Source organism: Alcaligenes sp. PF14 (assembly GCF_037150615.1).
In the GTDB taxonomy this organism is placed as follows: Bacteria; Pseudomonadota; Gammaproteobacteria; order Burkholderiales; family Burkholderiaceae_B; genus Alcaligenes; species Alcaligenes phenolicus.
The window spans coordinates 193,564-218,671 of record NZ_JBAGRS010000002.1 but is presented as its reverse complement, the minus strand read 5'-3'; the positions used below and the strand labels follow the sequence as shown (position 1 = coordinate 218,671).

The window sequence follows — 25,108 nt, the reverse complement described above, 5'->3', positions numbered from 1 at the left end:
TACCTCCTTGCTGCCGGATGCTTGACGCACCCTCTTTATGACTTTTCCATCTTGCACTGCGGTGCAAAATGATCCTGGAACTGCTCGAATACGGTGGACACAATCTTGTTGCTCATCTGGCCCTGATCATTCGGAGCCACTTCACGCATGTAGTAGGTCTGCACCGGATACTGGTTGTTGTTAAAGGCAAAGGCGCCGCGTACAGACTCGAACGGTGCACTGCGCAAGGCTTTACGCAGGGCTTCCCGGTCGGTAGCGGCCTTGGGGTCAGCCTTCAGTGCGCCATCCAGCAACAAGGCGGCGTCGTAGCCCTGGGAGGCGTACATGGAAGGCAGGCGACCGTAGGTCTTTTCAAAATCCGCCACAAAGCGTTTGTTGACCGGGTTATCCAGATCCGGCGACCACTGGGCGGCATTCGCCATACCCTTCATGGACTCGCCAATCGCGGCGATCGTATCCTGGTCAGCCGAGAAGCCGGGTGTGTACACCGCCAGTTGCGTGGACAGGCCCGAGTTGATCAGCTGCTTGATAAAAGACACGCCCATGCCGCCGGGCAGGAAGAAAAACACGGCATCCGCACCCGAAGCTCGCATTTGTGCCAGCTCGGCGGCGTAATCCATCTGGCCGACCTTCACATACACTTCGTCGGCAATCTCGCCCTTGAACAGACGCTTGAAGCCTTCAATGGACTCGCGACCACCGGGGTAGTTGGGGGCAATCAAATAGACTTTCTTGTGCGCCTGATCGGTCACGTACTTGCCCATGGCAGCGGGAATATCCTCGTTCTGCCAGGACACGCTGAAGAAATTGGGGTGGCAACGCTCGCCCGCGTAATCGGCCGGGCCGGTGTTGGCGGAAATGTAGATCGTGTCACTGTTCAAAATCGTCGGCATCACGGGCAGCAGCACATTGGAGAAGGCCATGCCGGTAATCACATCGACCTTGTCGCGCTTGACCAGACGGTCCACCGCCTGGCGGCCTTCCATTGGTTTTTGCTGATCATCCAGCACCGTCAAGGCCACATCCACACCGCCGAGCTTGCCACCCGAGTGGTTCAGGCCCAGCTCGAAACCATCACGGATTTCTGCGCCAATGGCTGCACCAGGGCCAGACAAGGTGGTTAGCAGCCCCACCTTGAATACTTCCTGACTGGATGCCGGGCTACAGGCCAGGGCCAAGGCCAGCGTGCTCATACAGAACGCCACTTGTTTTTTCATGTTTGTCTCCGTCCTCTGTCTTTCAAAAAACTGGACTTTAGTTCTGCCTTGGACCACCCCCAATACGCCGGAAGCTGTGTACCACTGACGCCCGTGATTTTTGCGGCGCTTGTCCTGCAAGCCAGAAAAGACGGGCCCAAGGGACTACGTGAATACAGCAATTCCCAGTCGTATCCCAATCTGCTAAGGTGCCGGGACAGGACTACTGTTTTAGGTTTGAAATACATTAGACCGGCGCAGAATGGGCGGCTATCCAGATATGGCAAGCCTTATCCCGAACCGGCAAAAATTTGGAGACACACATCATGCAAGCGTGGTTTATGTCAGGGCTGGCCCCCTTGCAACACAGTGCGCCGCGCTTTGAATCGCGCTGCCCGGACCAGACACGCAGCGAGACGGCCGGTTTTTTAACCGAGCACCGCTTGACCTGGAATGACGGCCCGGTCGATGCTTCCCTGCGCTATGCCAGCAGCCACAGCTTTTCCTTTGTCTTGCTGAAATATGGTGCAGCGGTGCAGGTATCACCGGGGATTCTGGAAGATTTCCTGCTATTTCAGGTGCCTATACAGGGACGCTCCTGTATTCGGGTTGGTCGGGAGTACGTCCAGGCCAACCCCAAAATCGCCAGCGTGATCTCCCCTTCCCTGCAGGTTGAACTGGATTGGGAACAGGGCTGTGAACAGTTTTTAGTGAAGATTCCGCGCCACCGGCTGGAAGAAGTGGCCCGTCAGACCTTGGGCTTGAGCCTGGACCGGCCCATTGAATTTGCCGCTGGCATGTCTCTGGATTCGCCGCACGGCTGCGCCTGGCAGCACCAGATTGGCAGCTTGCTGGCTTACGGTGGGCATTTGCCGCCCGAAATGGACCAGTGGTCGCGTCAGGCCGAGGACAATCTTTTGCTGCATCTGTTTCATACCCAGCCGGGTAACTACAGCCAGCAATTGCAGCAAAGCGTGCGCCCGGCCAGTTCGCGCCGGGTACAAAGAGCGGAGGATTTCATGCGGGCCAGCCTGGACGAGGCCCTGACGCTGGAGCAGATTGCCACCGCGGCCTGCGCCAGTGTGCGCAGCCTGACGCTGGCATTTCGTACGGAGCGGGGGCTGAGCCCCATGCAGTTCTTGAAACAGATTCGTCTGGAAGCGGCCCAGCAAGCCATTCGTCATGCCGTGCCGGGCACCCAGGTCAGCGAGATTGCCTTGCGTTGCGGCTTCAACCATTTCGGCCGCTTCTGTGCAGACTACAAGTCCCGCTTCGGGCGTTCGCCCTCGCAGGACTTGCGTATCGTGGATTAGTCCTTCAAGGCTTTGCCAGGAACCCACACACGGCCATCAAACAGGCGACGCGCTGTACGATAGAAAGAACCGGCCTTGGCAAACCACTGGCCGTCTTTCTTTTCCACTTCCGCGCCCACTGTCAGCACACCGGAAGGCATGCCCAGACGCAGTGGACCTTGAGGGGCAACCGAGTCGGACAGACATTGCGAAGGCAGGCTGCCCGTCAAACGAGCAGCCACAGCGGTGCACAGCGAGATCGTCAAGGGCAAGGCGCGGTGCGGCTGGCCATTGGAAATCACGCGGGCAACCAGATCAATCTCTTTGGCAGGAACCACGTCGCCAGACAAGGTCGGGTTGTCCTGAGCCGGCGACACGATGCAAACAAAGGGCACGATGCGAATCTGACGTGCGGCTTCCACATCGGGAGCAATGCCCATGCGTACCGACGCCTGTACACGAATTGCGTCCAGACGCTCCAGCACTTCAGGGTGAGCTTCCAGCCAGTCGGGCAATTCCAGACCGGTCAGGCCTACATCAGCCGCGCGTACAAACACCGCTGCGTTGGCCGCGTCCACCAGCGACACCTCGATACGGCCTACGCCAGGCACATCCAGCCACTCGGTCAATTCACCGCTAGGCAGCAAGGAACCAGTAGAGGCACCACCAGGTTCCACAAAGTCCAGACGGATAGGCGAGCCCGTGCCGCCTACGCCGGGAATGGACAGATCACCGTCGTACCGGGGCTGACCATCTTCAACCGTGAAGTGGGCGTGAATGATCTTGTTGGTGTTGGTATTCAGAATGCGTACGCACGCTTCGCCATCCTCAACCTTGACCATGCCCTGCTCTACTGCGTAAGGGCCGACGGCCGAGCTCATATTGCCGCAGTTGCCACGGTAATCCACCTTCTCTTCCTTGATGGCTACTTGCGCAAAGGTATAGTCCACGTCCGCGTCCGGATGGCTGGACGGGCCGATAATACAAACCTTGGACAAGGAAGAAACACCACCGCCCATGCCGTCCAGTTGGCGACCGTAAGGGTCCGGCGTACCCATGGCAGCAGAAAACAGAGGCGTCCAGTCGTCGCGCTCGGCAGGCAGGTCTGCAATATTGAGCATCAAGGCTTTGCTGGTGCCACCACGCATGAACACGGCGGGAAGGGATTTTTGCTTCATCACGTTATTCCTGGTTCTTGGCTTGCGCCATTAAAGAAAATTGCGCCGTCTCCTCCATGGGTTCGGCGTGAGAGACCATCGATTCACTAAAAGCGCCGGGCTGGCCGCTGCGTTGCTGCTGCTGCCGCTCCAGCTGCTGTACTTTCTCTTCACTGGCATTGCCCAGATGGCGGGCCAGCAGGGCGGAGGCCTGAGCGCGTTCGCCCTTTTCCAGCAAATCCAGAATTGCCAGATGCTCCAGGCATTGGCGACGAATACGTTCCCGATCCAGGGTTTCCTGATATTCCAGCAAGCGCCGCAACTGGTTCTGGCGTGTCACGGTCTGGGCGATAAAGCGGTTACCGGACAAGGAGGCCAAGGCTTCATGGAAGGTGGCATTGGCCTGATACATTTCCGCGTGTCCGGCATGACGCCAGCCCCCGTCGGCCAAGGCCTGCTGCTGCAAACGCACCCGGCGCAAGACAGTGGAGTCAATGGCGAAGCCCGGCAGCAGCATGGCCGCTGGTTCCAGCATCTGGCGCAAGGTATAGCTTTCTTCGCAAGCCTGAGGGCCGTCAATCATGGGCAGGAAAGACCAGCCTTTGCTGGCGCGCTGTTCCATCCAACCTTCATTGGCAGCACGAGCCAGAATGCGGCGCACACGCTCGCGTGTCAGGCCATAGCGGCGCATGGCGTCGTTCTCCGACAAGGTGTCACCCCAAATACCAGATAGCTTGTCGCGGGCCAGTTGCAGATAGATCTGGTCGTCCTGGCTGGTGCCCAGCTCTTCTTCGATCACACCAAGCTGGTCGGCCCCTTTCAACAGATATAAGCCACGTCGGGGCGGCTGTGCGCCCACAATGCCTTTTTCCGCCAGATAGGCCAGCGCCCCCCGTATGGGCGAGCGCGACGCGCCCAGCGCTTCGGCCAGCGATTGTTCCGTCAAATGATGCCCGGCCTGCAAATGCCCTGCCCGCACGTAGTCCAGCAGGCGATGCGCCAAGGTGACATGCAAAGAATTGGATTGGCTTTTCATGCCGACATTCCTAAAAATCGAAGCGATCCTGGATCGTTTTATTGTATTATATACAAACAAAATACAATTTAATTGTTTTATCAAGGCTCCAGACGCATAATTTTATTGATTATTCTTGCTCAGGTTGGCCCTGCTTTCCTGGCTTCTTATTACGGATGAATCGTTTGCCATGTCTCAGTCTCTTGCCCTAGAAACGCTGTCCCTGAACGGACGTTCCGTACGTTACGTTCCTATCGCCGACATCCCCGGTATTGAAAAGCTGCCGTACTCGCTGCGCGTTCTGCTGGAAAACCTCTGTCGTCAAAAGGCCGTGCGTCACGCCGACGTGGATCAGGAAATTGACTCCCTGCTCCAGCGCAAGGTGGGCGACGGCATCACCTTCTACCCTACCCGCGTCTTTGGTCAGGACATTCTGGGTTTGGTGATGCTGCTGGACATGGCCGCCTTGCGCGAAGGCGTACAAGCAGCCGGTGGCGACGCCAGCCGCGTGCGCCCTCAAGTCCCTATCGACGTGATTATTGACCACTCCCTGCAAGTGGACAGCTGGGCCAACCCCAAGGCAGCCGACATCAACCTGGCACGCGAATACCAGCGTAACGGCGAGCGCTTTGCCTTCCTGCGCTGGTGTTCCAGCAACTTTGATGGCGTGAAAGTGGTGCCACCTGGCAAAGGCATCATGCACCAATTGCACATCGAGCATATTGGTCAGGTTGTATGGACCGAAGAAGGCAAGGACGTGGATCTGGTCTACCCCGACAGCTGTGTCGGGACCGACAGCCACACGCCTATGGTTAACGGCCTGGGCATTCTGGGCTGGGGTGTCGGAGGTATTGAAGCCGAAGCCGTGATGGTAGGCCTGCCCGTCGCCATCGCCCTGCCTGCCGTGGTGGGTATCGAGCTGACTGGCAAGCTCAATGACGGCGTGCTGCCTACCGACCTGGTTCTGGTCATTACGCAAAAACTGCGCGAACTGGGCGTGGTGGGCAAGTTTGTCGAATTCTTTGGCCCCAGCGTGGACGAGCTGTCCCTGGGCGACCGTGGCATGATCGCCAATATGGCACCAGAGTACGGCGCAACCGCGGTGTTCTTCCCCATCGACGACGCTGCCCTGCACTACATGCACATGACAGGCCGTCCACAAGAACAGATTGATCTGGTCGAGCAATACAGCAAGGTTCAAAAACTGTGGCGCGACCCGGCCGCTCCCGCTCCTGTTTACGACACCGTGTTGAAACTGGACCTGAGCAGCATCAAGCCTAGCCTGGCTGGCCCCAGCAATCCTGAAGATCACCTGGATCTGGACACCGCTGCCCAGTCCTTCCCCGCCCATCACCAGAAAATTGCTGGCCGTCCTTACGACCCGCAACGTGCCGTACCCGTGGAAGGCGAGGACTTTGTGCTGAATGATGGCGATGTGGTCATTGCCGCCATTACTTCCTGTACCAATACCGCTAACCCCGCCAATATGATGGCCGCCGGTTTGCTGGCCCGTAACGCCGTCGCTCGTGGCCTGCGCAGCAAGCCCTGGGTCAAGACCTCGCTGGTGCCAGGTAGCCAAGTAACAGCTGACGTGCTGGAGCGCGCTCAACTGCAAGACGACCTGGACGTGCTGGGCTTTAACATTGCCGGCTTTGGTTGCACCACGTGTAACGGTGGCTCGGGCCCACTGCCTGCCAATATCGTCAACGCGATTGAATCCGAAAAGCTGATTGCCACCGCCGTACTGTCGGGTAACCGTAACTTTGAAGGCCGTATCCACGCCAACGTGCGCGCTGCTTACCTGGCATCGCCCGCCCTGGTTGTGGCCTACGCCCTGGCCGGCAACCTGAATGTAGACCTGACCCGCGACCCGCTGGGCAAGGATCAGGACGGCAAAGACGTCTACCTGAGCGACATCTGGCCCAAATCGGCAGAAGTTCAGGAAGCCATCCACGGCGCGTACGACCGCGACCTGTTCATCGAACGCTATGCCGAGCTGTACGACGGTGGCGAACCCTGGGATGCCCTGGCCCGCGAAAGCAATGGTGGCCACTACCCATGGGAAGCCGACAGCACCTACATCCGCAAACCGCCTTACTTTGACGGCTTGCAGCGCGAACCGGCTCCCGTGGCCAACCTGCGCGGCATGCGTCCGCTGGCGATTCTGGGTGACTCCATCACCACCGACCACATCTCGCCATCGGGTTCGATCAGCCTGGGTACGCCTGCTGCTGACTTCCTGCTATCCAAGGGTGTGGAGCAAAAAGACTTCAACAACTACACCACGCGCCGTGCCAATCACGAAGTGGTCAAACGTGCGACCTTCGCCAACATCCGTCTGCGCAACAAGATTGTTCCCGGCGTAGAAGGCGGCGTCACCAAGGTGATGCCGGAAGGCGAAGTGATGCGTATTTTTGAAGCGGCCCAGACCTATCAGGAACGTCAGGTTCCCTTGCTGGTGATTGCTGGCAAGAACTACGGTTGCGGTTCTTCCCGCGACTCCGCCGCAAAAGGCCCTGCTCTGCTGGGCGTGAAGGCGGTGGTTGCCGAAGGTTTCGAGCGTATCCACCGCACCAACCTGGTCGGTATGGGTGTGCTGCCCTTGCAGTTCCAGGACGGCACCAATGCCGATACCCTGGGCCTGGACGGCACCGAAACCTTTGATGTGAAGGGCCTGGAAGAAAACCTGGGTGTACGCTCGCAGGCCGAGCTGATCATCCATCGCCTGGATGGCAGCACCCAGTCCGTGCCGGTGATTGTGCGTCTGGATACGGTCGAGGACATGGAGTACTGGCGTCATGGCGGTATCCTGCCACGCGTCTGGCGCAAATACCTGGAAAACTAAGCCTTTACAGGCTTAGCTTGTCCAGTTAGCAGTATCAAACGCCAGGGGTCACACCCTGGCGTTCTTGTTTAACCAGCCGCAACCAATGCTCGATGCGCAGCAAGGCATGATTCGCACTTTGCTGGCGGATTTCATCCCGCGTGCCATCGAAAACAATCGTTTCCGTATAGACGACCAAAGGATCAAATTTATCCTGTGGCTTGAACAGCCAGGCAAAACATTGCGTGCCGGCCGGAATCTGCGGCTCCGCAATATCGTCAGCCACCCCCGTATTGGCAATGATCAAATTGGCCGGGGTCAATTCTGCGGCTCCTTTGGCCATGGCCCGCGCCACTGCCTCACTGCACAGATTGTTTTCCGCCAACACCCGCTGATCGACGCCCAGGCAGCGATACTTGGCCTGCGGAGAATACGTCACAAAAGCACAGTCCAGTACAGCTGCCGCCCCCGCTTGGTCAGCCAGCGTGGACGCAATCAACCCTGCCGTGCAGGATTCTGCGGTTGCCAGCGTCAGCTGGGCCTCGCTCATGGTTTTAACCAAGCGTGCAAGATCTACATCGTTCATGGCATACCCTCCTTATTGCTGAAACAAGGACGGTTTATTCAACCATAAAGTAAAAAAGCAGGAAACCAGCTCCTGCTTTCTGCTCACCATCTGGAACATGCGCTTACGCTGCTTCGCCCAGGCCCTTGATCAATCCCCGAACAGGCTGGACATATCCGTTGCTTCCAGCCCCAAATTGCCGGCCAGCGCGTCAAAACAACGCAAAGCCGCTTCTATATCTGCGTCCGCAATCCCTTCAAACAGGGGAGCACGGGATTGGCGCAGCAATTCCAGCAGGCGTTCGTGAAAGTCCCGCCCTTTTTCAGTCAGACACAACAGGCGAGCGCGCTTGTCCTGCTCGTCGGGCACACGCTCCAGCAAACCGCCGGACTCCAACTGGTCGATCAGGCGCACCAAGGTGGGGCCTTCCAGACGCATCATGCGTGCCAACTGCCCTTGCCGTATGGGTTCTCCCAACTGGGCCAGATAGCGAATCGGCAGGATGGTGGCCTCGGACACGCCATAACGCACCAGCGTCTGATCCAGTTCACGACGATACAGGCGCGCCAGCACAATCATGGACAGGCCAAATCGTTCATAAAGTTGGTGATTCATCAGGAAGTCTCCACAGCGCGCGGCGTAGCATCAGGCGGGTAAGCATAAACCAGAACCGCTTGCGCCCCTTGCAAGGACTGCGCCACATCCATGATCGCCTGCCTCAATACCATGTCGGTACAGGATTGGCTGAGACGCAGCAATTGCTGGGCCAACTCCACGGGCTGATGCTCAAACCCTTCCAGCAACTCACAGACCAGCTCCACACAAGCTTGCTGCTCCGTTCCGCGTTTGGCCAGCCGCTTCAGCGCGACCACGCCATGGCCCAGGTTGATCAAGGACAGCAAACCATGAGGGGTCTGCTCGCCCATCCAGTGCCAGAGACGCACCCATTGACGCGCTACCCGCGCACGCCAGACCCGGAACAGGCGTGGGCGCGAACGCTTGATCAAGGGATACAGTTCGCGCACCACACGTCTGACCAAGGCTTGGCCACGAGGATGAGTACGGCGAGGCAAAAGAAAGAAAGCACTGCACACGACCGCGGAGCCCGCCAGCAAAGGCAAGGACTCCTTCAAGATGATGGGCCAAGTAACCGCCGCCATCCCGGCCTGACTGGCCAGCTGGAAACACATATTCGCGTCCAATGCCCAGGTCGACGTAGGACGGTTGGCACGTAACAAACCGCCGATCACCAAAAAAGGAAGCACGGACAGAATGACCTGCCAGTCCGCAACCAGGTGTGCCTGGACGAAGTAGCGATAAAAGCTGGCTACCAGCACGCCCACGGCAATCCCAGTAAACATGGTTCGGCTCATCAGTTGCGGACGCGGCATGGAGCCCAAAATAATAGAGAACGTACACACCCCAATCGCCATCAACTCCAGCGCAGGGCTGGCCAAAGCGTAAGCGATACCACCAGCAGTGAAAGCGGCCAGACCACTGACCAGGCCAGTGCGGATTGCCAAGGGCCAATCCACCGAAACAGCAGGCGTCGTCAGAAAACGGTGCCGTCTGGGCTGCACCCGTTCAGCGAACAAGCCCTGCTCCGCCCTTTGTATTTGACCCATTGCACGGCGCAAGCGCGCCAGACTGATCTGCCCCTCTTGCCGCAAGGCTGTCTTGCCCAGCACCCGCAAACTCAGACCGTCCTGCAAGCGTTGTGCCTGTTCCTGCAAGTCGCGTGCATAATCCGCGGCAGGCGAAAGGCCCTGCTCCCTTTGCTGGACAATCAGCGCGCTGGCGGCCAAAAGCTCAATCACGGCGTACAGAAACGCATCCACATAAGGCAGGCGTCGATAAGCATCCAGAGAGCCTGCCGCCAGAATACGGGCTTGGGCATCCAGATCTACAATCTCCTGGCGGACACGGCTCCACGAGCTTTGATCCGGCTGCTGATAAGACGGCCCCAAAGCATGAGCAGCGATGCGCAAGGCATCCGCCGCCAGGACACGTACGCGCTCGTAATACGTTTTGCGCTGACTGCGCGGCGTTGTCCGCGAGCACAGCAAGGTGGTGACCACGACCCCGATCAGCGTGCACTCCACTCGCGACAAGGCCAAATCCAGTGACGCATCCGGAGCCAGCACCGAGGGCAAGACCACCACGCCGATCGTGATCCCCGCCAGCATGGGCAAGTAAGAAAAAGCGCCCCGAAACACATGGGTCAAGGCCGAGGCCACCCCCACCACCAGGGCCATCCCCAGCAATTGCAGATAAGGATTGGGCAAGTGCAGGAACGCCAATCCCAAACCGGCCCCCACCAACGTTCCCAAAATCCGCCACAAAGCCCGCTCGTACACCAGCCCCCGATACGCTTGCGACAGCACCCACACCGGCATGGCAGCCCAAAACGGATTATCAACGGAAAGCAGAACAGCGATGGTGAACGACAGCCACGCTGCCAAGGCCAAATTCAGGCCATGCAGGAGCGCAGGTCGATCCAGCTGGATCCAGGAAAATGAGGGGAGCATAAAAGACAGGAGACAGAACAAAGGCTAAAGCATGATTATATAGATAGCTTACCTACCTATTCAATTACAGCTAGCTGAATATCGTGTTTATGGCAGCTCCGGCCCTGCCCGCCAGACACAAGCCTCAAGGCGGAACACGCTGTTTCATGCTGCACCGCAACAGCCTCCCTGGTTTCCATCACGCCTTTCAAAGCTAAACAATTTGCGCCCTGCCCCGCCCTTTTTCAGCCACTCCATGGTTGTTTGTTAGTTTTCATAAACTATCGCCATCCAGGCATGGTCAAACCGTACGGGAGCGTTCTATGATGTTGGCAGCCTGACCGGCAGGTACCCGAAATCCTGCCCGTCACCCCGTTTTCTTGGCAGGAGTCTTTATGCAAAAGTGGCTGACACGCTACACCGCCTTCTACATCATCATTGGCCTGACCGCCTTTTTCTTGCTGCTTTCCTTGTTCAGAAACGCAAGCTGGCTGTGGCTGGCGATACCAGGGCTGGCCCTGTGCATTCAGGGCTTGGTGGACATCACTCAAACTCGTCACGCCATTCGTCGCAACTACCCGGTTATCGGCAATCTGCGCTTTATCTTTGAAGCCATACGCCCTGAGATTCGCCAGTACTTTCTGGAAGGCGATGAGCAGCAACTGCCTTTTTCGCGGGCGGACCGCTCCCTGGTGTACCAGCGCGCCAAACAGCAGGTCGACAAGCAGCCTTTTGGTACTCACCAGGAGGTCTACAACAATGGGTACGAGTGGATCAACCACTCCATGACGCCCAAGCACATCAAAGACTCACAGTTCCGTATCACGGTGGGTGGGCCGGACTGTACCCAGCCTTATTCGCTGTCGGTGCTGAATATTTCGGCCATGAGTTTTGGGGCGCTGTCGGCCAATGCCATCCTGGCCCTGAACAAGGGTGCCAAGATGGGCAATTTTGCGCATGACACGGGCGAAGGCGGCATCAGCACCTATCACCTGCGTCATGGCGGTGATCTGATCTGGAATATTGGCTCGGGCTACTTTGGTTGCCGCGATGAACAAGGCAACTTTTCGCCCGAACGCTTTGCCGAACGAGCCACTCAGGATCACATCAAGATGATTGAAATCAAGCTGTCGCAAGGGGCCAAACCTGGCCACGGCGGCATCTTGCCCGGCACCAAGGTCTCGCCTGAAATTGCCCTGGCACGCGGTGTGCCGGAAGGCGTGGACTGTAACTCGCCACCCAGCCACAGCGCTTTCCATTCTCCCGTAGAGCTGCTGGAATTCGTCGCCAAGCTGCGTACCTTGTCCGGTGGCAAGCCCGTGGGCTTCAAACTCTGTATTGGACATGCCTGGGAATGGTTTGCCATTGCCAAAGCCATGCTGAAAACAGGTATCACACCGGACTTTATTGTGGTCGATGGTGCGGAAGGCGGTACCGGTGCCTCCCCCGTGGAGTTCATTGACCACGTCGGCACCCCCTTGCGCGAGGCTCTGCGCCTGGTTCATAACACGCTGGTGGGTATCGGTTTGCGCGAACAAATCCGCCTGGGTGCCTCGGGCAAGATCATCAGCGCCTTTGATATGGCCCGCATCATGGCCCTGGGTGCTGACTGGTGCAATAGCGCGCGTGGTTTCATGTTTGCCGTGGGTTGCATTCAGGCCCAGGCCTGTCATACCGACAAGTGCCCCACTGGCGTGGCGACACAAGATCCGCAGCGTCAAAAAGCCCTGGTGGTTGATGACAAATCCCTGCGCGTGGCCAGCTTCCATGGCAATACGCTCAAAGCCCTGGCTGAACTATTGGGTGCGGCGGGCCTGGAACATCCGGACCAGCTACGTCCTCACCATATTGCCCGCCGTATCAGCAACGGCGAAGTGCGCGTGATGTCGGCTCTGTTCCCGGATCTGAAAAAAGGCGAACTCTTGCGCGGCCACTATCGTCAAACGATTTTCCGTGTGGGCTGGCCTATGGCCAACCCCGACTCCTTTGAACCGGCCTATAGCCTGAGCAAAGCCTTGTCGTACTTGAATGATGAAGCTGATCCTGAAGAAATCATGAAAAAACAGGACGCAGCTGATAGCGCAGGCCAAGCCCTGGCCTGACGCGGCACGCGGCAGTCTCCCTAGCGGGACTGCCGCACCGTCCCTACCCCTGCATCCATTTCCCCATAGATTTCAACGCCGGAAGGTCGACTCCAGCTGCTGTCTGCAGAGCGATCCGGTGTTGAACACGCCGCCAGCCCCAGCACCATGACCAAGGCGCTCAGCACCCCATAAATCTGTCGCATATCAAGCTCCTTGATGATAGGCGTCTACTGTGCCACAGAATCTGGGCAAACTGATTTCCATCTGTACTAGAATGCTCTGATCATGATCAGGCACTGCGCATTCCCCACCTCAGGTACTCGCAGCCGGTTTTTACTGGTGCTGGCAATCTGCGCCCTGCTTTTGCGTGGTCTGATCCCCAACGGCTACATGCCCAGCGCCGACCCTGCCAATGCGGCCGCGCTCAGCCTGTGCGTTCAGGGCGACCCTTTCCTGGCGCAATGGAGCAGCCAGCTCCCTGGCGGCCCGAAGCACGACGAGCAACACAGCCTGCATGCGGCCTGTCTGTTCGCCCAGGCCCAGGCGCAAAAAGCCTTGAATGATGATCCCAGCCCTGCCTGGAATCTGACACCTACACCACGACATACCTGGGACACTGCCCAACAGGCGGCGGTTCCCGTTCTTCCCCTGACGGGCCCGCCCCTGAGTGCGCGCGGTCCCCCCTCCACGCTCGTTTCCTGACCAGCCTCGGCTGCCCGGCGCAGCCACCTTATGTTGTCAATTAGCGGGATATTTCTATGAACGCCTCCTTCTCACGCCGCCAGCTCCTGCTTGCCATGCTGGCGACTCCTCTGGTCCTGAGCGCCTGCGGCGACAAGGCCCCCAAGCAGCCCGCCTTTCGCAATCTGGAAGGTGTAGACATGAGCAGTGCCGACTTTGCCAAGGATTTCAGCTTGCTGGATACCGAAGGCCAACGTCGCACCATGGCCGACTATCGCGGCAAGATCGTGCTGATCTTCTTTGGTTTTACCCAATGCCCCGACGTCTGCCCGACAGCCCTGACTCGTGCCGTCGACATCAAGGAACAGTTGGGCGAGGATGGCGACAAGCTGCAAGTCTTGTTTATCTCCATTGACCCGGAGCGCGACACGCCCGAACTGCTGCGGGCCTACATGCAGGCTTTCGACCCCAGTTTCGTGGCCCTGCGCCCCACCGAGGAAGAGCTGGCCAAAACCGCCAGCGACTTCAAAGTCTTCTATCAAAAGGTTCCTACCGGCTCCAGCTACACCATGGACCACAGCGCCTTGACCTATGTGTATGACACACAAGGCAAGTTGCAGATCGCCCTGCGTCATACGCAAACGGCTGAAGAAGCCGTGGCTGATATCCGCCAGGTACTGGCTCTGAGCAAGTGAACCCCAACAGGATTACCAACATGAAACGTACTATTGCTCGCTCTCTTTTTTCCCTGGCCGCCTTGCTGAGCCTGCCCACCCTGGCCCAGGCCGAAGTCACCGTTACCGATCCCTGGGTTCGCGCCACGGTTCCCGGCCAGCAAGCCACCGGCGCCTTCATGGTGCTGCAATCCACCGACAACGCCCAATTGCTGGGCGCCAGCAGCAGCTTGAGCAAACAGGTAGAGGTACACGAAATGGCGATGGAAAACGAAGTCATGCGCATGCGCCAGGTTGAAAAAATCGACCTGCCCGCTGGCAAGGCTGTGGAACTGAAACCCGGCGGCTACCACATCATGCTGCTGGGTCTGGACAAACAGGTTGAGGCGGGCAGTTCCGTGGATCTCACCCTGGAAATCCAGAATGCCGCCGGTCAAAAGGAAGAGCTGAAAATCAGCGCTCCGGTCCGTGCCTTGAACACCAAGGCTGGCCAGGGTCACCAGGGCGCACACGGCCACTAAGGCCTTGTTCCCACCCCTTCAAACCGCCTGTTTTACCGGTTTGAAGGGCTTTGTTTCAGACTTCCGGGTTTTCCATAATTGGCTGGTTTTGATTAGCTAACGTACATTGAAACCACTGACATAGTGTCAGTAAGCTGTCTGAAACACAGCTTTCCCAAACTGTCATCATGACAGTTCACCGCCGCCAGAGCGGCCCATAGGCCCTACCGCAACGGTAGGGCCTTCGTGTTTCTGCAGCAGGCTCTTTGCATATCACTAGGCCCTTGCCCGGGTCTGGAGTAAAGTTAAGACCGTAGCGTCGGTTTAACCTTGCAAGGAGTACATAGATGGCTCTAAGTCCACATGACAACAATCGCTCTGAGTTGCTACGTCAACTGCCCTTGAAACCAGGATGGTTTATTGGTTTGGGCATCGCCCTGATTATTCTGGGTCTGATCGCCTTGATCTACGTGGTTGGCGCCACGGTTGCCAGCGTGGTGTACGTCGGCATCCTGATGACCATAGGCGGCGTGCTGCATCTGGCTCATGCATGGAGTTCCAAAGGCTGGCGCGGCTTTCTGTTCTGGAGCTTGAGCGGCATTTTGTACTTGTTCGCCGGTTTGATTGCCATCAGCAACCCCTTGGTAGGTGCCACCGTCCTGACCCTGATTTTTGGCGCCTTCCTGATTGCTTCCGGCGCATTCCGACTCTGGATCTGGTTTCAGAACCGGGCCCAGGCAGGTGGCGGCTGGATGGCCTTTTCCGGCCTGATTACACTGGCAGCCGGTTTGATCATTGCCGCAGGCTGGCCCGGCAATAGTGTATGGATTCTGGGCCTGATACTGGGTATTGATTTGCTGACCCAAGGTTGGGCCAGCTTGTTGATTGGTATGGCAATCAAGCGCAATCAGAACTAAACCATCGGCCAGGATCAAACCCCTGCGTCGGGATTGATCTCCGCTGACTTAATCACTGCAAATCACTCCGAAAAAATGCCCGACCAGAAGCAGATTCTGGTCGGGCATTTTGCTATCTTGATCTCCCGCCCTGGACTGTAGGCCTGCCACCAAGCTGCCAAGCCTGCAACTCAAGCGGTACAGAGCAAGCCCCACAATTGACTATCAGGCTTCCAGCGCTGGCAGAGCGTCAGCCCTTCCCCGCAGCCAGGGCTGACGCGTATGGGCCAGCATCTGCGCATCACCGGGGCTATCACCATAGGCCATATCCAGCTCCACGGGTTTATCTCCCAGCCACGCCTGCAAGCGATTCACCTTCTCCTGCCCCCAGCAATTGGCGCTGGCCATGCCCACACAACCTTGTTGATCATCAAAGGCCAACTCTGTCGCCAGCACCTGAGCCATTCCCTGTGCTTGCCCCCAGGGCTGTAAATAAATGGACGGCGAGGCACTGACCAGCACCACCGTATCTCCCCGCTCTCGATGGGCACGGACTCGCTCCATCATTTCCGGGCGGACAATCTGCGGCACATAGTCCCGCACGTAAGTGGCGGCTAAAGCCTGAACCTGCTCCCGGCTCAAACCACCCAAGGCACTGCGTAGAAAACGGTGCTTGATCGCCTGACGACGCTGCGGACCGCGATCCCAGACCAGGACGCGAGGCACGCAAGCTAAATAGGCACGAATACAGACTGGCCAGCCTCGCATGCGACGTATAAAGTCCTGCAAGCTGTCCCGGTCTGTAATCGTGCCATCAAAATCAAATGCGACCAGCACAGGTACCCCTTTGGTTTTCAGAAAAAGGGCTAGTGTAAAGGGGAACACCAGCCCTTCCCAAGCCCTGCTTTATAAGGCCCAGCCACCCAGGTAGAAAACAACCAAGGCAATGGCAATCAGAACCGTGCCCACATTCAGACGACGCAGTTCACCCGAGAACAGGCGACCCAGCACCAGCGTGCAAAAGCCCAGCATGATGCCTGTGACGATATTGACGGTCAGCACGATAAACACGGCGCACACCAGACCCGCCATGGTGTCGACCGTATCTTCGGTATTCAGATGACGCACGCCGCCCAGCATCAGCAAGCCCACATACATCAAGGCAGGCGCAGTCGCATAGGAAGGCACCAGACCGGCCAAAGGCGACAAGAAGATCAGCATCAGGAAACCCAGGCCAACCACCACCGCGGTCAGACCGGTACGTCCCCCGGCGGCTGTGCCGGCAGCTGATTCAATATAGGCGGCGGCAGGCGAAGCCCCCAAGCTGGCTGACACCAAAGAGCTGAGCGAGTCCGTCGTCAGGGCGCGACTGCCATTGATGATCTGGCCATCCTTGTCCAATTGCCCGGCATTGCCCGCGACCGCACGAATCGTGCCGGTCGCATCAAACACGGCCGTCATCACCAGAGCCAGCACACTGGGCAGGACGACCGCATTCAAGGCCCCGCCTATGTCCATGGCACCGATCAAGGAGTTCTCGCCCAGCAGGCTAGGCATGGCAAACAGGCCAGTAAAACGCACATTGGGATCGAAGATCAGGCCTACCGCCGACAGACCCAAGATCACCAGCAAGATACCGCCCGTGACACGACGGCGCTCCAGGCCAAAAATCGCTGCCAGACCCAGCACACTCAGCCAGACCGGCATGGACGTGACGTCCCCCAGGGCAACCGGCAGACCTGCGCCCGTATTACGGGTCACCAGACCTACCTCGTTGGAGGCGATCATCAGCAAGAACAGGCCAATTCCGATACCCGTGCCATGCGCGATGCCCAGGGGCAAATTGCGCAGAATCCAGGTACGAATCCCAGTGGCGGAAATCAGGGTAAAGATCAGGCCCATCAGGAACACGGCACCCAGGGCGACGGCCGGGCTAAGTTGCTGGCCCAGCACCAAGTCAAAAGCCAAGAACGCAGTCAAGGACAAGGCACAGCCCACCGCAATGGGCAGATTCGCCCACAGCCCCATCAGCAGGGAGCCAAAAGCACTGGTCAGACACACGGCCACAAAGACCGACGAGGTATCAAAGCCCGCCTTGCCCAGCATGGACGGTACGACAAATACGGAATAAACCATTGCCAGAAATGTCGTCAGCCCTGCCAAGACCTCCTGACGCAGAGAACTGCCGCGCTCTGTATAGGCAAAATGTTTCTGCAACCAACCGCCAGCAAGCGGAGGGACCAGGGCCTCCTGCCCTGGCCGCAATGCGGATTCTTGCTCAGCCATACTTCATGCTCCTTTATCAGTATTGTGATGTCTGAAACGGTACGTTGCCGTCATCAGGAATCAGTAATGGACAGTTCCAGCCCCAAAGGGGGCAAGAGACTTCTCACACGCTGAATCAAAGAAAACGCCGAGCAAAGACGAGTCCTGCCCTGCCCGCAACAAGGTGCAGACATAGGCAGAAAGAAGTAGGTATGCGGGGGTGTCTCCGACCGAACCGAGGCCTTTGCGGCGCTTCTTTTGATCCCGATAATGGGAAGTGAGGGCCATTCTACGAGCCGTCAAGGACGGGAAAATCACCTCTAGGTAATGAGGGTTATCAATCGCTTCGGTGGCGAGATACAGGCATATAGGCTTGGCCGATGAACTGCTGGCGCAACTGCTGCCATTGACGTTGCATATCCTGGGCCTGCTGCTGGTCGGGTCGCAAACGCTCTGGTTCCAAGTGCATCAGAGCCAATCCATATTTGGCCGCCGACAGCTCCTGCGCGACGCTGGCTGACTGCTGCACCGCCTGGGCGGGACGTTCCTGCCATAAGCTGCCCAGGCCGCTCAAACTGTCAGAAGCCTTGGCCAAACGCTGACGTACCGAACCTGCAATACTGACAGGCCAGATCTGGGTAAACATCACGTACATCACCGCATTGCCCAGCAAAATACCGATCACCCGATCACGGGCCGAATCCAGGTCAAAGCTGGGACCAAAGCCCTGCAAGGTCACCAGATAAAAGGCAAAGGCAATTTGAATGCCGGCATACGAGATACGTTCCGGGCCATAAAATACCCAGGCCCCTAACAGGGACACCAGAAATACCACGACCATCAAGCCGCCAATATCCAGCAGATGCGGCATCACAAACAAGATGGTGATAAAGCCCAGCGCCGCCCCCAGCAAACAGCCCACAATCCGCAAGGTCAGCTTGTGTACGGTTTCCCCGGTAGAGCCCAAAGCGGCCACGTAGCAGGTAATCATGGCGGTATGAATGCCCTGCCAGTCTGCCGCGCTATAGATCAGATAACAAAGCACCGCTGCTGCCGTCGCCTTCAAGGCATGGTGCTGATAAACAGGATTACTAAAGGCGTCGGGCACCATGAAGGAGCCATGTTCCGGATCCGCTTTGCCAATAGACACTGCCCCCGACAAGGCCAGCAAGGCATCGCGCAAATCTTGTTCGGCCAAAGAACTGGAGGCTGACAGCTCGGGCAGATCATTCATCTGCGGCAAACGCCCTTGTTCAATATCCTGTGCGCTGCGTTCACAAATCTGGGCAAATGCTGTGGCCTGCTCATTGTCCAAATGCTGATCGCGCAAGACGGCAACCGCCAGCAAGGCTCGATAGGTATTCAAGATGGTCTGATCCAGTTCTGCCTGCTCTTGTGCGGGCCGCAAATGAAACAGCCGTATCCAGCCCAGTCGCTTCTGTTGTGCACTGACTCCCAAAGCCAGTTCGTCCCACAAATCCTGCGTATCTGCCTGCCCCATCAAGCCCTGGGCCGACAAACGCAAACGCGCTGCCAGCTCACGGCGCAACACCTTGTGCGGGTACAAACCAAAACAGAGATTGAAGATCAGCACCAGGCCCATGGGGGCGCAGGTCATCAACCAGGCATAAAGCACGGCACGGGTAGCAATCTCGCCAAAGGGCACATAGCCCAACAAGGTCAGCACAAAGGCGATGACCAAGGCAATAATCCCGCCCAAAGGCCCCAGCTTGCTGGCTACCCCGAGAAACAACAGCACAAAGGAGGTCAGCACCATGGCCAGCAAACGCCAGGCCGGATACTGAATCGTGACCTGAATCAATGGCACCATCAGCAGCACCACAATGGACACCAGCACCACCAGAGCCAGCGCCAGTACCGAGCTTTCGCCGGCATCGGACTTCATCACAAAGAAGATCACAAAGCAGCTGACGGCAGACTCGGGAATACCGTAGTTCATGGCCAGCAGCACCATCAAGGCGCACAGCACTGCCACGCGCCAGCTTTGCGCCAGACGACCGGGGGTGGGCTGCAAGTCTTGCCAGACCAGCCGCGCCAGACCCGACACGCCGGTCTTAGCAGTTGCCATCGCGATGAATAATGGTGGTGGCCGAGGCACCCATGCGCATCAAGTCCTCGGGCGGGGCATCCAGACGGATACGCACCGGAAAGCGTTGCGCTACCCGTACCCAATTCATGGATTTCTGAATATAGGGCAGGCTGCGCGGCAGATTGATCTGCTCCTGACTACTGACGCCCCAACCAATTTCCTCTACCTTGCCCGAGAGCTTGCGCGACGGATCGGACATCACATACACCGTGGCGCAGGCCCCTGGCTTGATCTCCTTCAGATCCGTTTCACGGTACATTCCCGTGACATACCAGGAATCCGTATCCAGCAAGGTAAAGACAGAAGTGCCGGGCATCAGATGTTCCCCCGAGCCGATACGCAAACCCACGATACGACCGTTGTGCGGTGCCTTGACCTGAGTATGTTCCAGGTCACGCTGGGCCATCGCCAAACCTGCCTGTCGCGCTTGCACCATGGCTTCTTCTGCCTGCGTATTGCCGACCAGAGCCTGAGCAGCCCCGGATTGCTCTGTTGCCTGTTTCAAGGTGACTTGAGCATCACGCAGCAAGGTATTGGCTTCATCCAATTGCTGTTGGGAGACATAGCCCTTGGCCGCCAGATTCGCCAAGCGACGCTGGCTTTGCGTGGCCATCGTCAAATTGGTTTTAGCGCGGGTAATCTGATCATCGGCAATGACGGCGTTATGCCCTTCTGCGCGCACAGCCCGTTGCTTCATGTCCAGCGTAGCCTGAGCCAGCGCCAGTTCAGCCTGGGCCTGTTCCAGACGCAGCTGATAAAACACCGGGTCTACGGTAAAGAGCAGTTCATCGCGGCTGACGAACTGACCGTCACGCACCATCATGCGCTCAATATGCCCAGGCAAGGAGCTGGAGATGTGCACCACATCGGCACCGATCACCGCGTCTTCGGACAAAGGGTTGTTGGCAGAGCGCTGCAAATACCACCATGCCAAGACAATGGCGGCGACAACAATCAGCACGCTCAGCAGGCGGGCAGCGCCTTTACGGGGGGAGGATTTCTGTGCCTGGGTCATGGCTCAGTCACTCGAAGAATAGAAGAAGTGCGGCAAAGGTCAGTGCCAGCGTCAAGCAGGCATAGACAGGCAAACGCATGGGCAGGGCATCATCCACTCCCGCACGAATCAGCCCCCAACGAATCAGTAAGGTCAGCAGCACGGCTCCCAGCACACACGCCAGCCAGGCCGGGAAATACGAACCCGCCATATAGACCGAAGGTGCAAGAGAACATCCCCCCAACAAGGGCAAGACAGCCAGACCGGCTAGTAGCGCACGCATGCGTGGCATCTCCCTGATTATTGTTAAACCGATCTGCGCATGGCGCCCTGATCGCTGCGATGAATTGTACCCGAGCCTGTCAAATACATCCCTTATATCCCTACCTGATTAAGCAACTGTGTATCTATGATTTTCACGAGTATAGTGACAAGCATCTTTCTGATAGGGTCTCAATAACCTCGGTTATTTACACAGAGTTGCCATGGATGACGTAAACCTGACTTTAAGCATGCTGGCCGCCGTTCTAATCAGTAACAGCGTGGTCAAGATAATACCTGTTGCCATCCCTGCCCCTCTCGTACAGATTTTGCTCGGCTTTCTAATTGCCGGCTGGTTCAATCATGGGATGACCCTGAATCCGGATCTGTTCTTTTATCTGTTTCTGCCGCCCTTATTATTTCTGGATGGCTGGCGCATTTCCAAGGAAAGTTTAATTCGGGACCGAATTGGCATTCTGGTTCTGGCTTTTATTCTGGTCTTTTTAACGGTATTCGGATTAGGCCACGTGCTGCACTGGCTCATTCCTGCCATGCCTTTGCCAGTGGCCTTCGCCTTGGCCGCCATTGTCTCGCCAACTGACCCAGTTGCCGTCTCGGCTATTACCCGCCGCGTGCCTCTGCCGCCGCGACTGCAGGCCTTGCTGGAGGGTGAATCCCTGTTCAATGATGCCAGCGGTCTGGTTGCGTTTCGACTTGCTGTAGCCCTGGCCCTGGGCGGCTCTTTTTCCATCTCGTCTGCCAGCCAGAACTTCCTGTGGTTAACGCTGGCCGGCCTGGTCGTGGGCGTAGTGACCACGCGTGCCCTGCTTTTTCTGCGTAATCTCTTTGTGCGCCGCTGGGGCGAAGAGCCAGGGCCAGAAGTTCTGTTCAGCCTGCTTCTGCCTTTTGCGTCCTACTTCCTGGCCGAACAAATGGAGGCCTCTGGCATTCTGGCCGCTGTCGCGGCAGGCGTGACCATGAGCTACGCCGAGCTCTCGGGCAATGCACTGGCGGCCACCCGTATGCAGCGCAAGACCGTCTGGGACACCTTGCAACTTAGTTTGAATGGCATGATGTTCGTCCTGCTGGGCGAGCAACTACCCGCTATCTTTCGCGGAGCGGTACAGGTTGTCCAGGAGACCGGCCACCACAATCCAGCCTGGCTGCTGGTTTACGCGGTCGCCATGTGTACCACCCTGATTTTGCTGCGTTTTCTATGCGTTTACGCTTACCTGTGGCTACGACGCGGCCTGTCCCTGCTGGGCTTGCATCATGATGCTGAGACCGCCCAAGCCAACCCGCGCCTGGTGCTGGTGCTGTCCATTGCCGGGGTACGAGGTGCCGTCACCCTGGCCGGTGTCATGACCTTGCCGCTCACTCTTGCCGATGGCAGTCCCTTTCCTGCCCGAGATCTGGCTATTTTCCTGGCCTCCGTCGTCATTATCGTGTCACTGCTGACGGCCAGCCTGGCCCTGCCACCCATCATGAAACGAGTAAGCTTCCCTGCCCTGCGCCGACGTCAGGAGCAGGAAGAACGGGCCGAGCAAGCCGTACGTCACGCCAGCGCCCAGTCGGTGGCGCAGACATTGAATGACTTGATTGCTCACAATCCCCAGTCCTCAGGGGCGCGTTACACGGCCATGGCCGACCGCGTCCTGGGCACTATTGCTCACAGCCCTCAAGGCGACGGACTGGAGCCGGATCTGGCAGAACAAGCACTGGAAAAAGACATGCAAATCCGGGCCCTCCACGCCGCGCGTGAGGCCGTTTACACTTTAGCTCGCACACACCAGATATCCGATGAAATCGCTCGCGAACGGGTCCGCCTGCTGGATCTGATCGAACTGCGTATGTCTTGAGTCCGCCTTCCTTTCATTTATCGTTGATTTTTTAGGACGCCATGCAGACTTACTCCTACCTGGGCCAGTCCCCTGCCCTGCGCCAACAACGCCAAGCCTATCGTCATGGCTTGCCAGCCTGTGTTTGCGCCCACCCCTCCATTCCCTTCATTCACAAGCGCTTGAGTGCATCAGCCAGTTTCGCCCCCAGCGCGGCCCCTGCAGGCCCGGCCTTCCAATCCAATAATGCCCTGGATCAGAAACCCATCGCCCTGGCTCCCAAACTGATCCTGAGCAATCTGCGCCTGTTTGATGGTGAAACAACAGAGCTGAAAAACGGGCTGGCCGTCCAGATTGACCAGGGCCGCATCACTGCCGTCATGCCGGTTGCCGAGATTCCGACCGACGCCACCGTCATGGACTGCCAGAACAAAGTCTTGATGCCTGGCCTGATCGACGCCCACTGGCATAGCCTCTTGTGCGCTGTCGACCAGATGACCGCCATGATGGCCGACCCGGCTGACCTGCATTTGATTGCCAGCAAAGAGGCCGAGCGCACCTTGCTGCGCGGCTTTACCACCGTGCGCGATGCCGGTGGCCCCAGCTTCTCCTTGAAACGCGGTATTGATATGGGCTTGCTGCATGGCCCGCGCATCTATCCTAGCGGCGCCATGATTGCGCAAACCGGCGGCCATGCAGACTTTCGTATGCGCTACGAAGTGCCACGCGCAGAAGGCGAGCTAAGCCACACCGAACGAGCAGGTGTAACCTGCATTGCCGATGGTGCCGACCAAGTCCTGCGTCGTGTTCGGGAGCAACTGATGCTGGGCGCCAGCCAGATCAAGCTGATGGCCGGGGGCGGTGTCACCTCCTTGTACGACCCACTGGAAGGACTGCAATTTAGTGATGCCGAACTGCGTGCCGCGGTGGGCGCCGCCAGCGACTGGGGCACCTACGTGATGGTGCACGTGTACTGCGCTCGTGGTATTCAGCGTGCGATCAAGGCTGGCGTGAAATCCATCGAACACGGCCAACTTGCCGACGACGAAACCGCCCGCATGATGGCTGGCGAAGGCGTGTGGTGGAGCCTGCAACCCTTTTTGGCCGATGAAGACGCCAACGTCCAGCACGACCCACGCAGCAAGGCCAAGCAACAACAAGTTGCCGTAGGAACCGTACGTGCCTACGAGCTGGCCGATAAATATCAGATCCAGACCGCCTGGGGCACGGACATTCTGTTCACCCCCGCCCATCTACCACACCATGGCCGCATGTTGTCCAAGCTGACCCGTTTTTACAGCCCGCTCAAGGTGCTGAAAATGGCGACCGGAGATAATGGCCGGCTGCTGCAACTGTCGGGCCTGCGCCAACCGTACGCAGGCGAGCTGGGCGTAATCCGAGCCGGTGCCCTGGCCGATCTGCTGTTGATTGATGGCGAACCCGAACAAAGCCTGAGCTTTCTGGAGCAGCCCGAACAGAACCTGCTCTTGATCATCAAGGACGGCAAGATTTACAAGAACGCCCTGCCCGGCTGAAACCTCATCAAGGAGTTCCCATGCCCAACGAAGTGATGCAGTTATTCAAATTGCTTGGTCTGGGGCTGGCATTTTTGCTGCCCCTGGCCAATCCCTTGACCTCAATGGTGATGTACCTGTCATTGGGCGAAACCTTGAGCGCAGCAGAAAAGAAGCAGCAACTGCGTCAGGCGACGCTGTATGTCATTCTGGCCTTGCTGATTACCTACTACGCCGGTTTGTGGATTACTTCGGCACTGGGCATTTCCATGGTGGACATGCGTATCGGGGGCGGGCTGATTGTGGCGTATATCGGCTTTCGCATGCTGTTTCCTCCCACTGTCAGCGACGTGGTTTCCAAGGCAGCCGATCAGAACACCGCCGCCCACAACAATATCGCCTTCGTTCCACTGACCCTGCCCTCCACGGTCGGCCCCGGCACCATGGCACTGGTCATCAGTGCCTCCTCCAAAATGGCTGGCATGCGCGGACACTATGCAGAATGGGTGCTGGTGGCCACGCCCATCATTCTGGCCATCCTGATTGGTTTGATCTTTTTCATTTGCCTGCGCTCCTCGCTCAGCATCGTGCGTGTGATCGGGCATAACGGCGTCGATGCCATTTCACGCATCATGGGGTTCTTGCTGGTCTGCATGGCCGTACAACTCGTCCTTGAAGGCGGACAGCAGTATGCTGCTACGCTGCTGACTCATCCTGCTGCCTCCTGAATTTATG

At 57.9% G+C, this 25,108-nt stretch carries 22 protein-coding genes; 10 read left to right on the top strand and 12 right to left on the bottom strand.

All coding sequences use genetic code 11. The annotated features are described in order from the left end of the window. Nucleotides 1-35: 35 nt before the first annotated feature. Nucleotides 36-1,217 carry an ABC transporter substrate-binding protein gene (locus WFM49_RS05055; protein WP_250756997.1) on the bottom strand — a complete coding sequence of 394 codons (1,182 nt, stop codon included), beginning with the start codon at nt 1,215-1,217 and terminating at the stop codon, nt 36-38. A gap of 305 nt (nt 1,218-1,522) precedes the next feature. Here WFM49_RS05055 and WFM49_RS05050 point away from each other — a divergent pair, with 305 nt between their 5' ends. Further along, nucleotides 1,523-2,509: a helix-turn-helix domain-containing protein gene (locus WFM49_RS05050; protein ID WP_009460948.1), complete on the top strand. Its 987-nt coding sequence runs from the start codon at nt 1,523-1,525 to the stop codon at nt 2,507-2,509. Here WFM49_RS05050 and WFM49_RS05045 read toward each other — a convergent pair. Both WFM49_RS05045 and WFM49_RS05040 read right to left on the bottom strand, forming a co-directional pair. After that, a complete protein-coding gene (locus WFM49_RS05045; protein ID WP_009460950.1) occupies nt 2,506-3,666 on the bottom strand; it encodes a 2-methylaconitate cis-trans isomerase PrpF family protein in 1,161 nt (386 codons plus the stop codon). The genes WFM49_RS05050 and WFM49_RS05045 overlap by 4 nt on opposite strands. 4 nt (nt 3,667-3,670) lie before the next feature. After that, complete coding sequence (locus WFM49_RS05040) at nt 3,671-4,681, bottom strand: GntR family transcriptional regulator (RefSeq protein ID WP_009460951.1); 1,011 nt, start codon at nt 4,679-4,681, stop codon at nt 3,671-3,673. 169 nt (nt 4,682-4,850) lie between these two features. Here WFM49_RS05040 and acnA point away from each other — a divergent pair, with 169 nt between their 5' ends. After that, nucleotides 4,851-7,505: an aconitate hydratase AcnA gene (acnA, locus tag WFM49_RS05035; RefSeq protein WP_336972090.1), complete on the top strand. Its 2,655-nt coding sequence runs from the start codon at nt 4,851-4,853 to the stop codon at nt 7,503-7,505. Nucleotides 7,506-7,539: 34 nt separating this feature from the next. Here the strand turns inward: acnA and WFM49_RS05030 are convergent, their stop codons facing one another. The 3 genes from WFM49_RS05030 to WFM49_RS05020 form a co-directional block, all read right to left on the bottom strand. Further along, nucleotides 7,540-8,070 carry a CinA family protein gene (locus WFM49_RS05030; RefSeq protein WP_250756994.1) on the bottom strand — a complete coding sequence of 177 codons (531 nt, stop codon included), beginning with the start codon at nt 8,068-8,070 and terminating at the stop codon, nt 7,540-7,542. A gap of 129 nt (nt 8,071-8,199) precedes the next feature. Further along, the gene (locus tag WFM49_RS05025) at nt 8,200-8,664 is read right to left on the bottom strand and encodes a MarR family winged helix-turn-helix transcriptional regulator (RefSeq protein ID WP_250756993.1); all 465 of its coding nucleotides are present in this window, start codon (nt 8,662-8,664) and stop codon (nt 8,200-8,202) included. Continuing rightward, a complete protein-coding gene (locus tag WFM49_RS05020) occupies nt 8,664-10,577 on the bottom strand; it encodes an FUSC family protein (protein WP_336972087.1) in 1,914 nt (637 codons plus the stop codon). Before WFM49_RS05020 ends, WFM49_RS05025 begins: the two co-directional genes overlap by 1 nt. A gap of 374 nt (nt 10,578-10,951) precedes the next feature. Between WFM49_RS05020 and WFM49_RS05015 the strand changes: the two genes are divergently transcribed. Continuing rightward, on the top strand, nt 10,952-12,658 hold the full coding sequence (locus WFM49_RS05015) for an FMN-binding glutamate synthase family protein (RefSeq protein ID WP_336972083.1): 1,707 nt from the start codon (nt 10,952-10,954) through the stop codon (nt 12,656-12,658). Between the two features lie 20 nt (nt 12,659-12,678). On the opposite strand, the gene WFM49_RS05010 is transcribed toward WFM49_RS05015, so the two are convergent. Then, nucleotides 12,679-12,843: a hypothetical protein gene (locus WFM49_RS05010; protein WP_157664272.1), complete on the bottom strand. Its 165-nt coding sequence runs from the start codon at nt 12,841-12,843 to the stop codon at nt 12,679-12,681. Between the two features lie 82 nt (nt 12,844-12,925). Between WFM49_RS05010 and WFM49_RS05005 the strand changes: the two genes are divergently transcribed. The 4 genes from WFM49_RS05005 (at nt 12,926) to WFM49_RS04990 (ending at nt 15,412) form a co-directional block, all read left to right on the top strand. Continuing rightward, the gene (locus WFM49_RS05005) at nt 12,926-13,342 is read left to right on the top strand and encodes a hypothetical protein (protein ID WP_021446777.1); all 417 of its coding nucleotides are present in this window, start codon (nt 12,926-12,928) and stop codon (nt 13,340-13,342) included. A 56-nt stretch (nt 13,343-13,398) separates the two neighbouring features. Continuing rightward, nucleotides 13,399-14,016 (top strand): SCO family protein, encoded by a 618-nt coding sequence (locus WFM49_RS05000; RefSeq protein WP_009460963.1) that lies wholly within the window; start codon nt 13,399-13,401, stop codon nt 14,014-14,016. A 20-nt stretch (nt 14,017-14,036) separates the two neighbouring features. Continuing rightward, nucleotides 14,037-14,516 carry a copper chaperone PCu(A)C gene (locus WFM49_RS04995; RefSeq protein WP_021446778.1) on the top strand — a complete coding sequence of 160 codons (480 nt, stop codon included), beginning with the start codon at nt 14,037-14,039 and terminating at the stop codon, nt 14,514-14,516. A gap of 326 nt (nt 14,517-14,842) precedes the next feature. Next, nucleotides 14,843-15,412 (top strand): HdeD family acid-resistance protein, encoded by a 570-nt coding sequence (locus WFM49_RS04990; protein WP_009460967.1) that lies wholly within the window; start codon nt 14,843-14,845, stop codon nt 15,410-15,412. Nucleotides 15,413-15,616: 204 nt separating this feature from the next. On the opposite strand, the gene WFM49_RS04985 is transcribed toward WFM49_RS04990, so the two are convergent. The 5 genes from WFM49_RS04985 to WFM49_RS04965 form a co-directional block, all read right to left on the bottom strand. Beyond that, nucleotides 15,617-16,228 (bottom strand): HAD-IB family hydrolase, encoded by a 612-nt coding sequence (locus WFM49_RS04985; RefSeq protein ID WP_336972078.1) that lies wholly within the window; start codon nt 16,226-16,228, stop codon nt 15,617-15,619. 69 nt (nt 16,229-16,297) lie between these two features. After that, a complete protein-coding gene (locus WFM49_RS04980) occupies nt 16,298-17,677 on the bottom strand; it encodes an NCS2 family permease (protein WP_021446779.1) in 1,380 nt (459 codons plus the stop codon). A gap of 316 nt (nt 17,678-17,993) precedes the next feature. Next, nucleotides 17,994-19,745, bottom strand: coding sequence for an FUSC family protein (locus WFM49_RS04975; protein ID WP_021446780.1), 1,752 nt, complete (start codon nt 19,743-19,745; stop codon nt 17,994-17,996). Next, on the bottom strand, nt 19,732-20,781 hold the full coding sequence (gene mdtN, locus WFM49_RS04970; protein ID WP_021446781.1) for a multidrug transporter subunit MdtN: 1,050 nt from the start codon (nt 20,779-20,781) through the stop codon (nt 19,732-19,734). Before mdtN ends, WFM49_RS04975 begins: the two co-directional genes overlap by 14 nt. 7 nt (nt 20,782-20,788) lie before the next feature. After that, nucleotides 20,789-21,043, bottom strand: coding sequence for a YtcA family lipoprotein (locus WFM49_RS04965; RefSeq protein ID WP_336972073.1), 255 nt, complete (start codon nt 21,041-21,043; stop codon nt 20,789-20,791). 202 nt (nt 21,044-21,245) lie between these two features. On the opposite strand from WFM49_RS04965, the gene WFM49_RS04960 reads away from it, so the two are divergent. The 3 genes from WFM49_RS04960 to WFM49_RS04950 are packed head-to-tail and all read left to right on the top strand — an operon-like array spanning nt 21,246 to nt 25,101. Beyond that, a complete protein-coding gene (locus WFM49_RS04960) occupies nt 21,246-22,880 on the top strand; it encodes a Na+/H+ antiporter (RefSeq protein WP_021446783.1) in 1,635 nt (544 codons plus the stop codon). A 41-nt stretch (nt 22,881-22,921) separates the two neighbouring features. Then, on the top strand, nt 22,922-24,394 hold the full coding sequence (locus WFM49_RS04955) for a metal-dependent hydrolase family protein (protein ID WP_336972070.1): 1,473 nt from the start codon (nt 22,922-22,924) through the stop codon (nt 24,392-24,394). 20 nt (nt 24,395-24,414) lie between these two features. Next, nucleotides 24,415-25,101 (top strand): MarC family NAAT transporter, encoded by a 687-nt coding sequence (locus tag WFM49_RS04950; protein WP_203144911.1) that lies wholly within the window; start codon nt 24,415-24,417, stop codon nt 25,099-25,101. Nucleotides 25,102-25,108: the final 7 nt, after the last annotated feature.

What these genes read in the sequence shown, in the direction of transcription:
- WFM49_RS05055 (WP_250756997.1), bottom strand. Translation starts at nt 1,217, where the DNA reads ATGAAAAAACAAGTGGCGTTCTGTATGAGCACGCTGGCCTTGGCCCTG.
- WFM49_RS05050 (WP_009460948.1), top strand. Translation starts at nt 1,523, where the DNA reads ATGCAAGCGTGGTTTATGTCAGGGCTGGCCCCCTTGCAACACAGTGCG.
- WFM49_RS05045 (WP_009460950.1), bottom strand. Translation starts at nt 3,666, where the DNA reads ATGAAGCAAAAATCCCTTCCCGCCGTGTTCATGCGTGGTGGCACCAGC.
- WFM49_RS05040 (WP_009460951.1), bottom strand. Translation starts at nt 4,681, where the DNA reads ATGAAAAGCCAATCCAATTCTTTGCATGTCACCTTGGCGCATCGCCTG.
- acnA (WP_336972090.1), top strand. Translation starts at nt 4,851, where the DNA reads ATGTCTCAGTCTCTTGCCCTAGAAACGCTGTCCCTGAACGGACGTTCC.
- WFM49_RS05030 (WP_250756994.1), bottom strand. Translation starts at nt 8,070, where the DNA reads ATGAACGATGTAGATCTTGCACGCTTGGTTAAAACCATGAGCGAGGCC.
- WFM49_RS05025 (WP_250756993.1), bottom strand. Translation starts at nt 8,664, where the DNA reads ATGAATCACCAACTTTATGAACGATTTGGCCTGTCCATGATTGTGCTG.
- WFM49_RS05020 (WP_336972087.1), bottom strand. Translation starts at nt 10,577, where the DNA reads ATGCTCCCCTCATTTTCCTGGATCCAGCTGGATCGACCTGCGCTCCTG.
- WFM49_RS05015 (WP_336972083.1), top strand. Translation starts at nt 10,952, where the DNA reads ATGCAAAAGTGGCTGACACGCTACACCGCCTTCTACATCATCATTGGC.
- WFM49_RS05010 (WP_157664272.1), bottom strand. Translation starts at nt 12,843, where the DNA reads ATGCGACAGATTTATGGGGTGCTGAGCGCCTTGGTCATGGTGCTGGGG.
- WFM49_RS05005 (WP_021446777.1), top strand. Translation starts at nt 12,926, where the DNA reads ATGATCAGGCACTGCGCATTCCCCACCTCAGGTACTCGCAGCCGGTTT.
- WFM49_RS05000 (WP_009460963.1), top strand. Translation starts at nt 13,399, where the DNA reads ATGAACGCCTCCTTCTCACGCCGCCAGCTCCTGCTTGCCATGCTGGCG.
- WFM49_RS04995 (WP_021446778.1), top strand. Translation starts at nt 14,037, where the DNA reads ATGAAACGTACTATTGCTCGCTCTCTTTTTTCCCTGGCCGCCTTGCTG.
- WFM49_RS04990 (WP_009460967.1), top strand. Translation starts at nt 14,843, where the DNA reads ATGGCTCTAAGTCCACATGACAACAATCGCTCTGAGTTGCTACGTCAA.
- WFM49_RS04980 (WP_021446779.1), bottom strand. Translation starts at nt 17,677, where the DNA reads ATGGCTGAGCAAGAATCCGCATTGCGGCCAGGGCAGGAGGCCCTGGTC.
- WFM49_RS04975 (WP_021446780.1), bottom strand. Translation starts at nt 19,745, where the DNA reads ATGGCAACTGCTAAGACCGGCGTGTCGGGTCTGGCGCGGCTGGTCTGG.
- mdtN (WP_021446781.1), bottom strand. Translation starts at nt 20,781, where the DNA reads ATGACCCAGGCACAGAAATCCTCCCCCCGTAAAGGCGCTGCCCGCCTG.
- WFM49_RS04965 (WP_336972073.1), bottom strand. Translation starts at nt 21,043, where the DNA reads ATGCGTGCGCTACTAGCCGGTCTGGCTGTCTTGCCCTTGTTGGGGGGA.
- WFM49_RS04960 (WP_021446783.1), top strand. Translation starts at nt 21,246, where the DNA reads ATGGATGACGTAAACCTGACTTTAAGCATGCTGGCCGCCGTTCTAATC.
- WFM49_RS04955 (WP_336972070.1), top strand. Translation starts at nt 22,922, where the DNA reads ATGCAGACTTACTCCTACCTGGGCCAGTCCCCTGCCCTGCGCCAACAA.
- WFM49_RS04950 (WP_203144911.1), top strand. Translation starts at nt 24,415, where the DNA reads ATGCCCAACGAAGTGATGCAGTTATTCAAATTGCTTGGTCTGGGGCTG.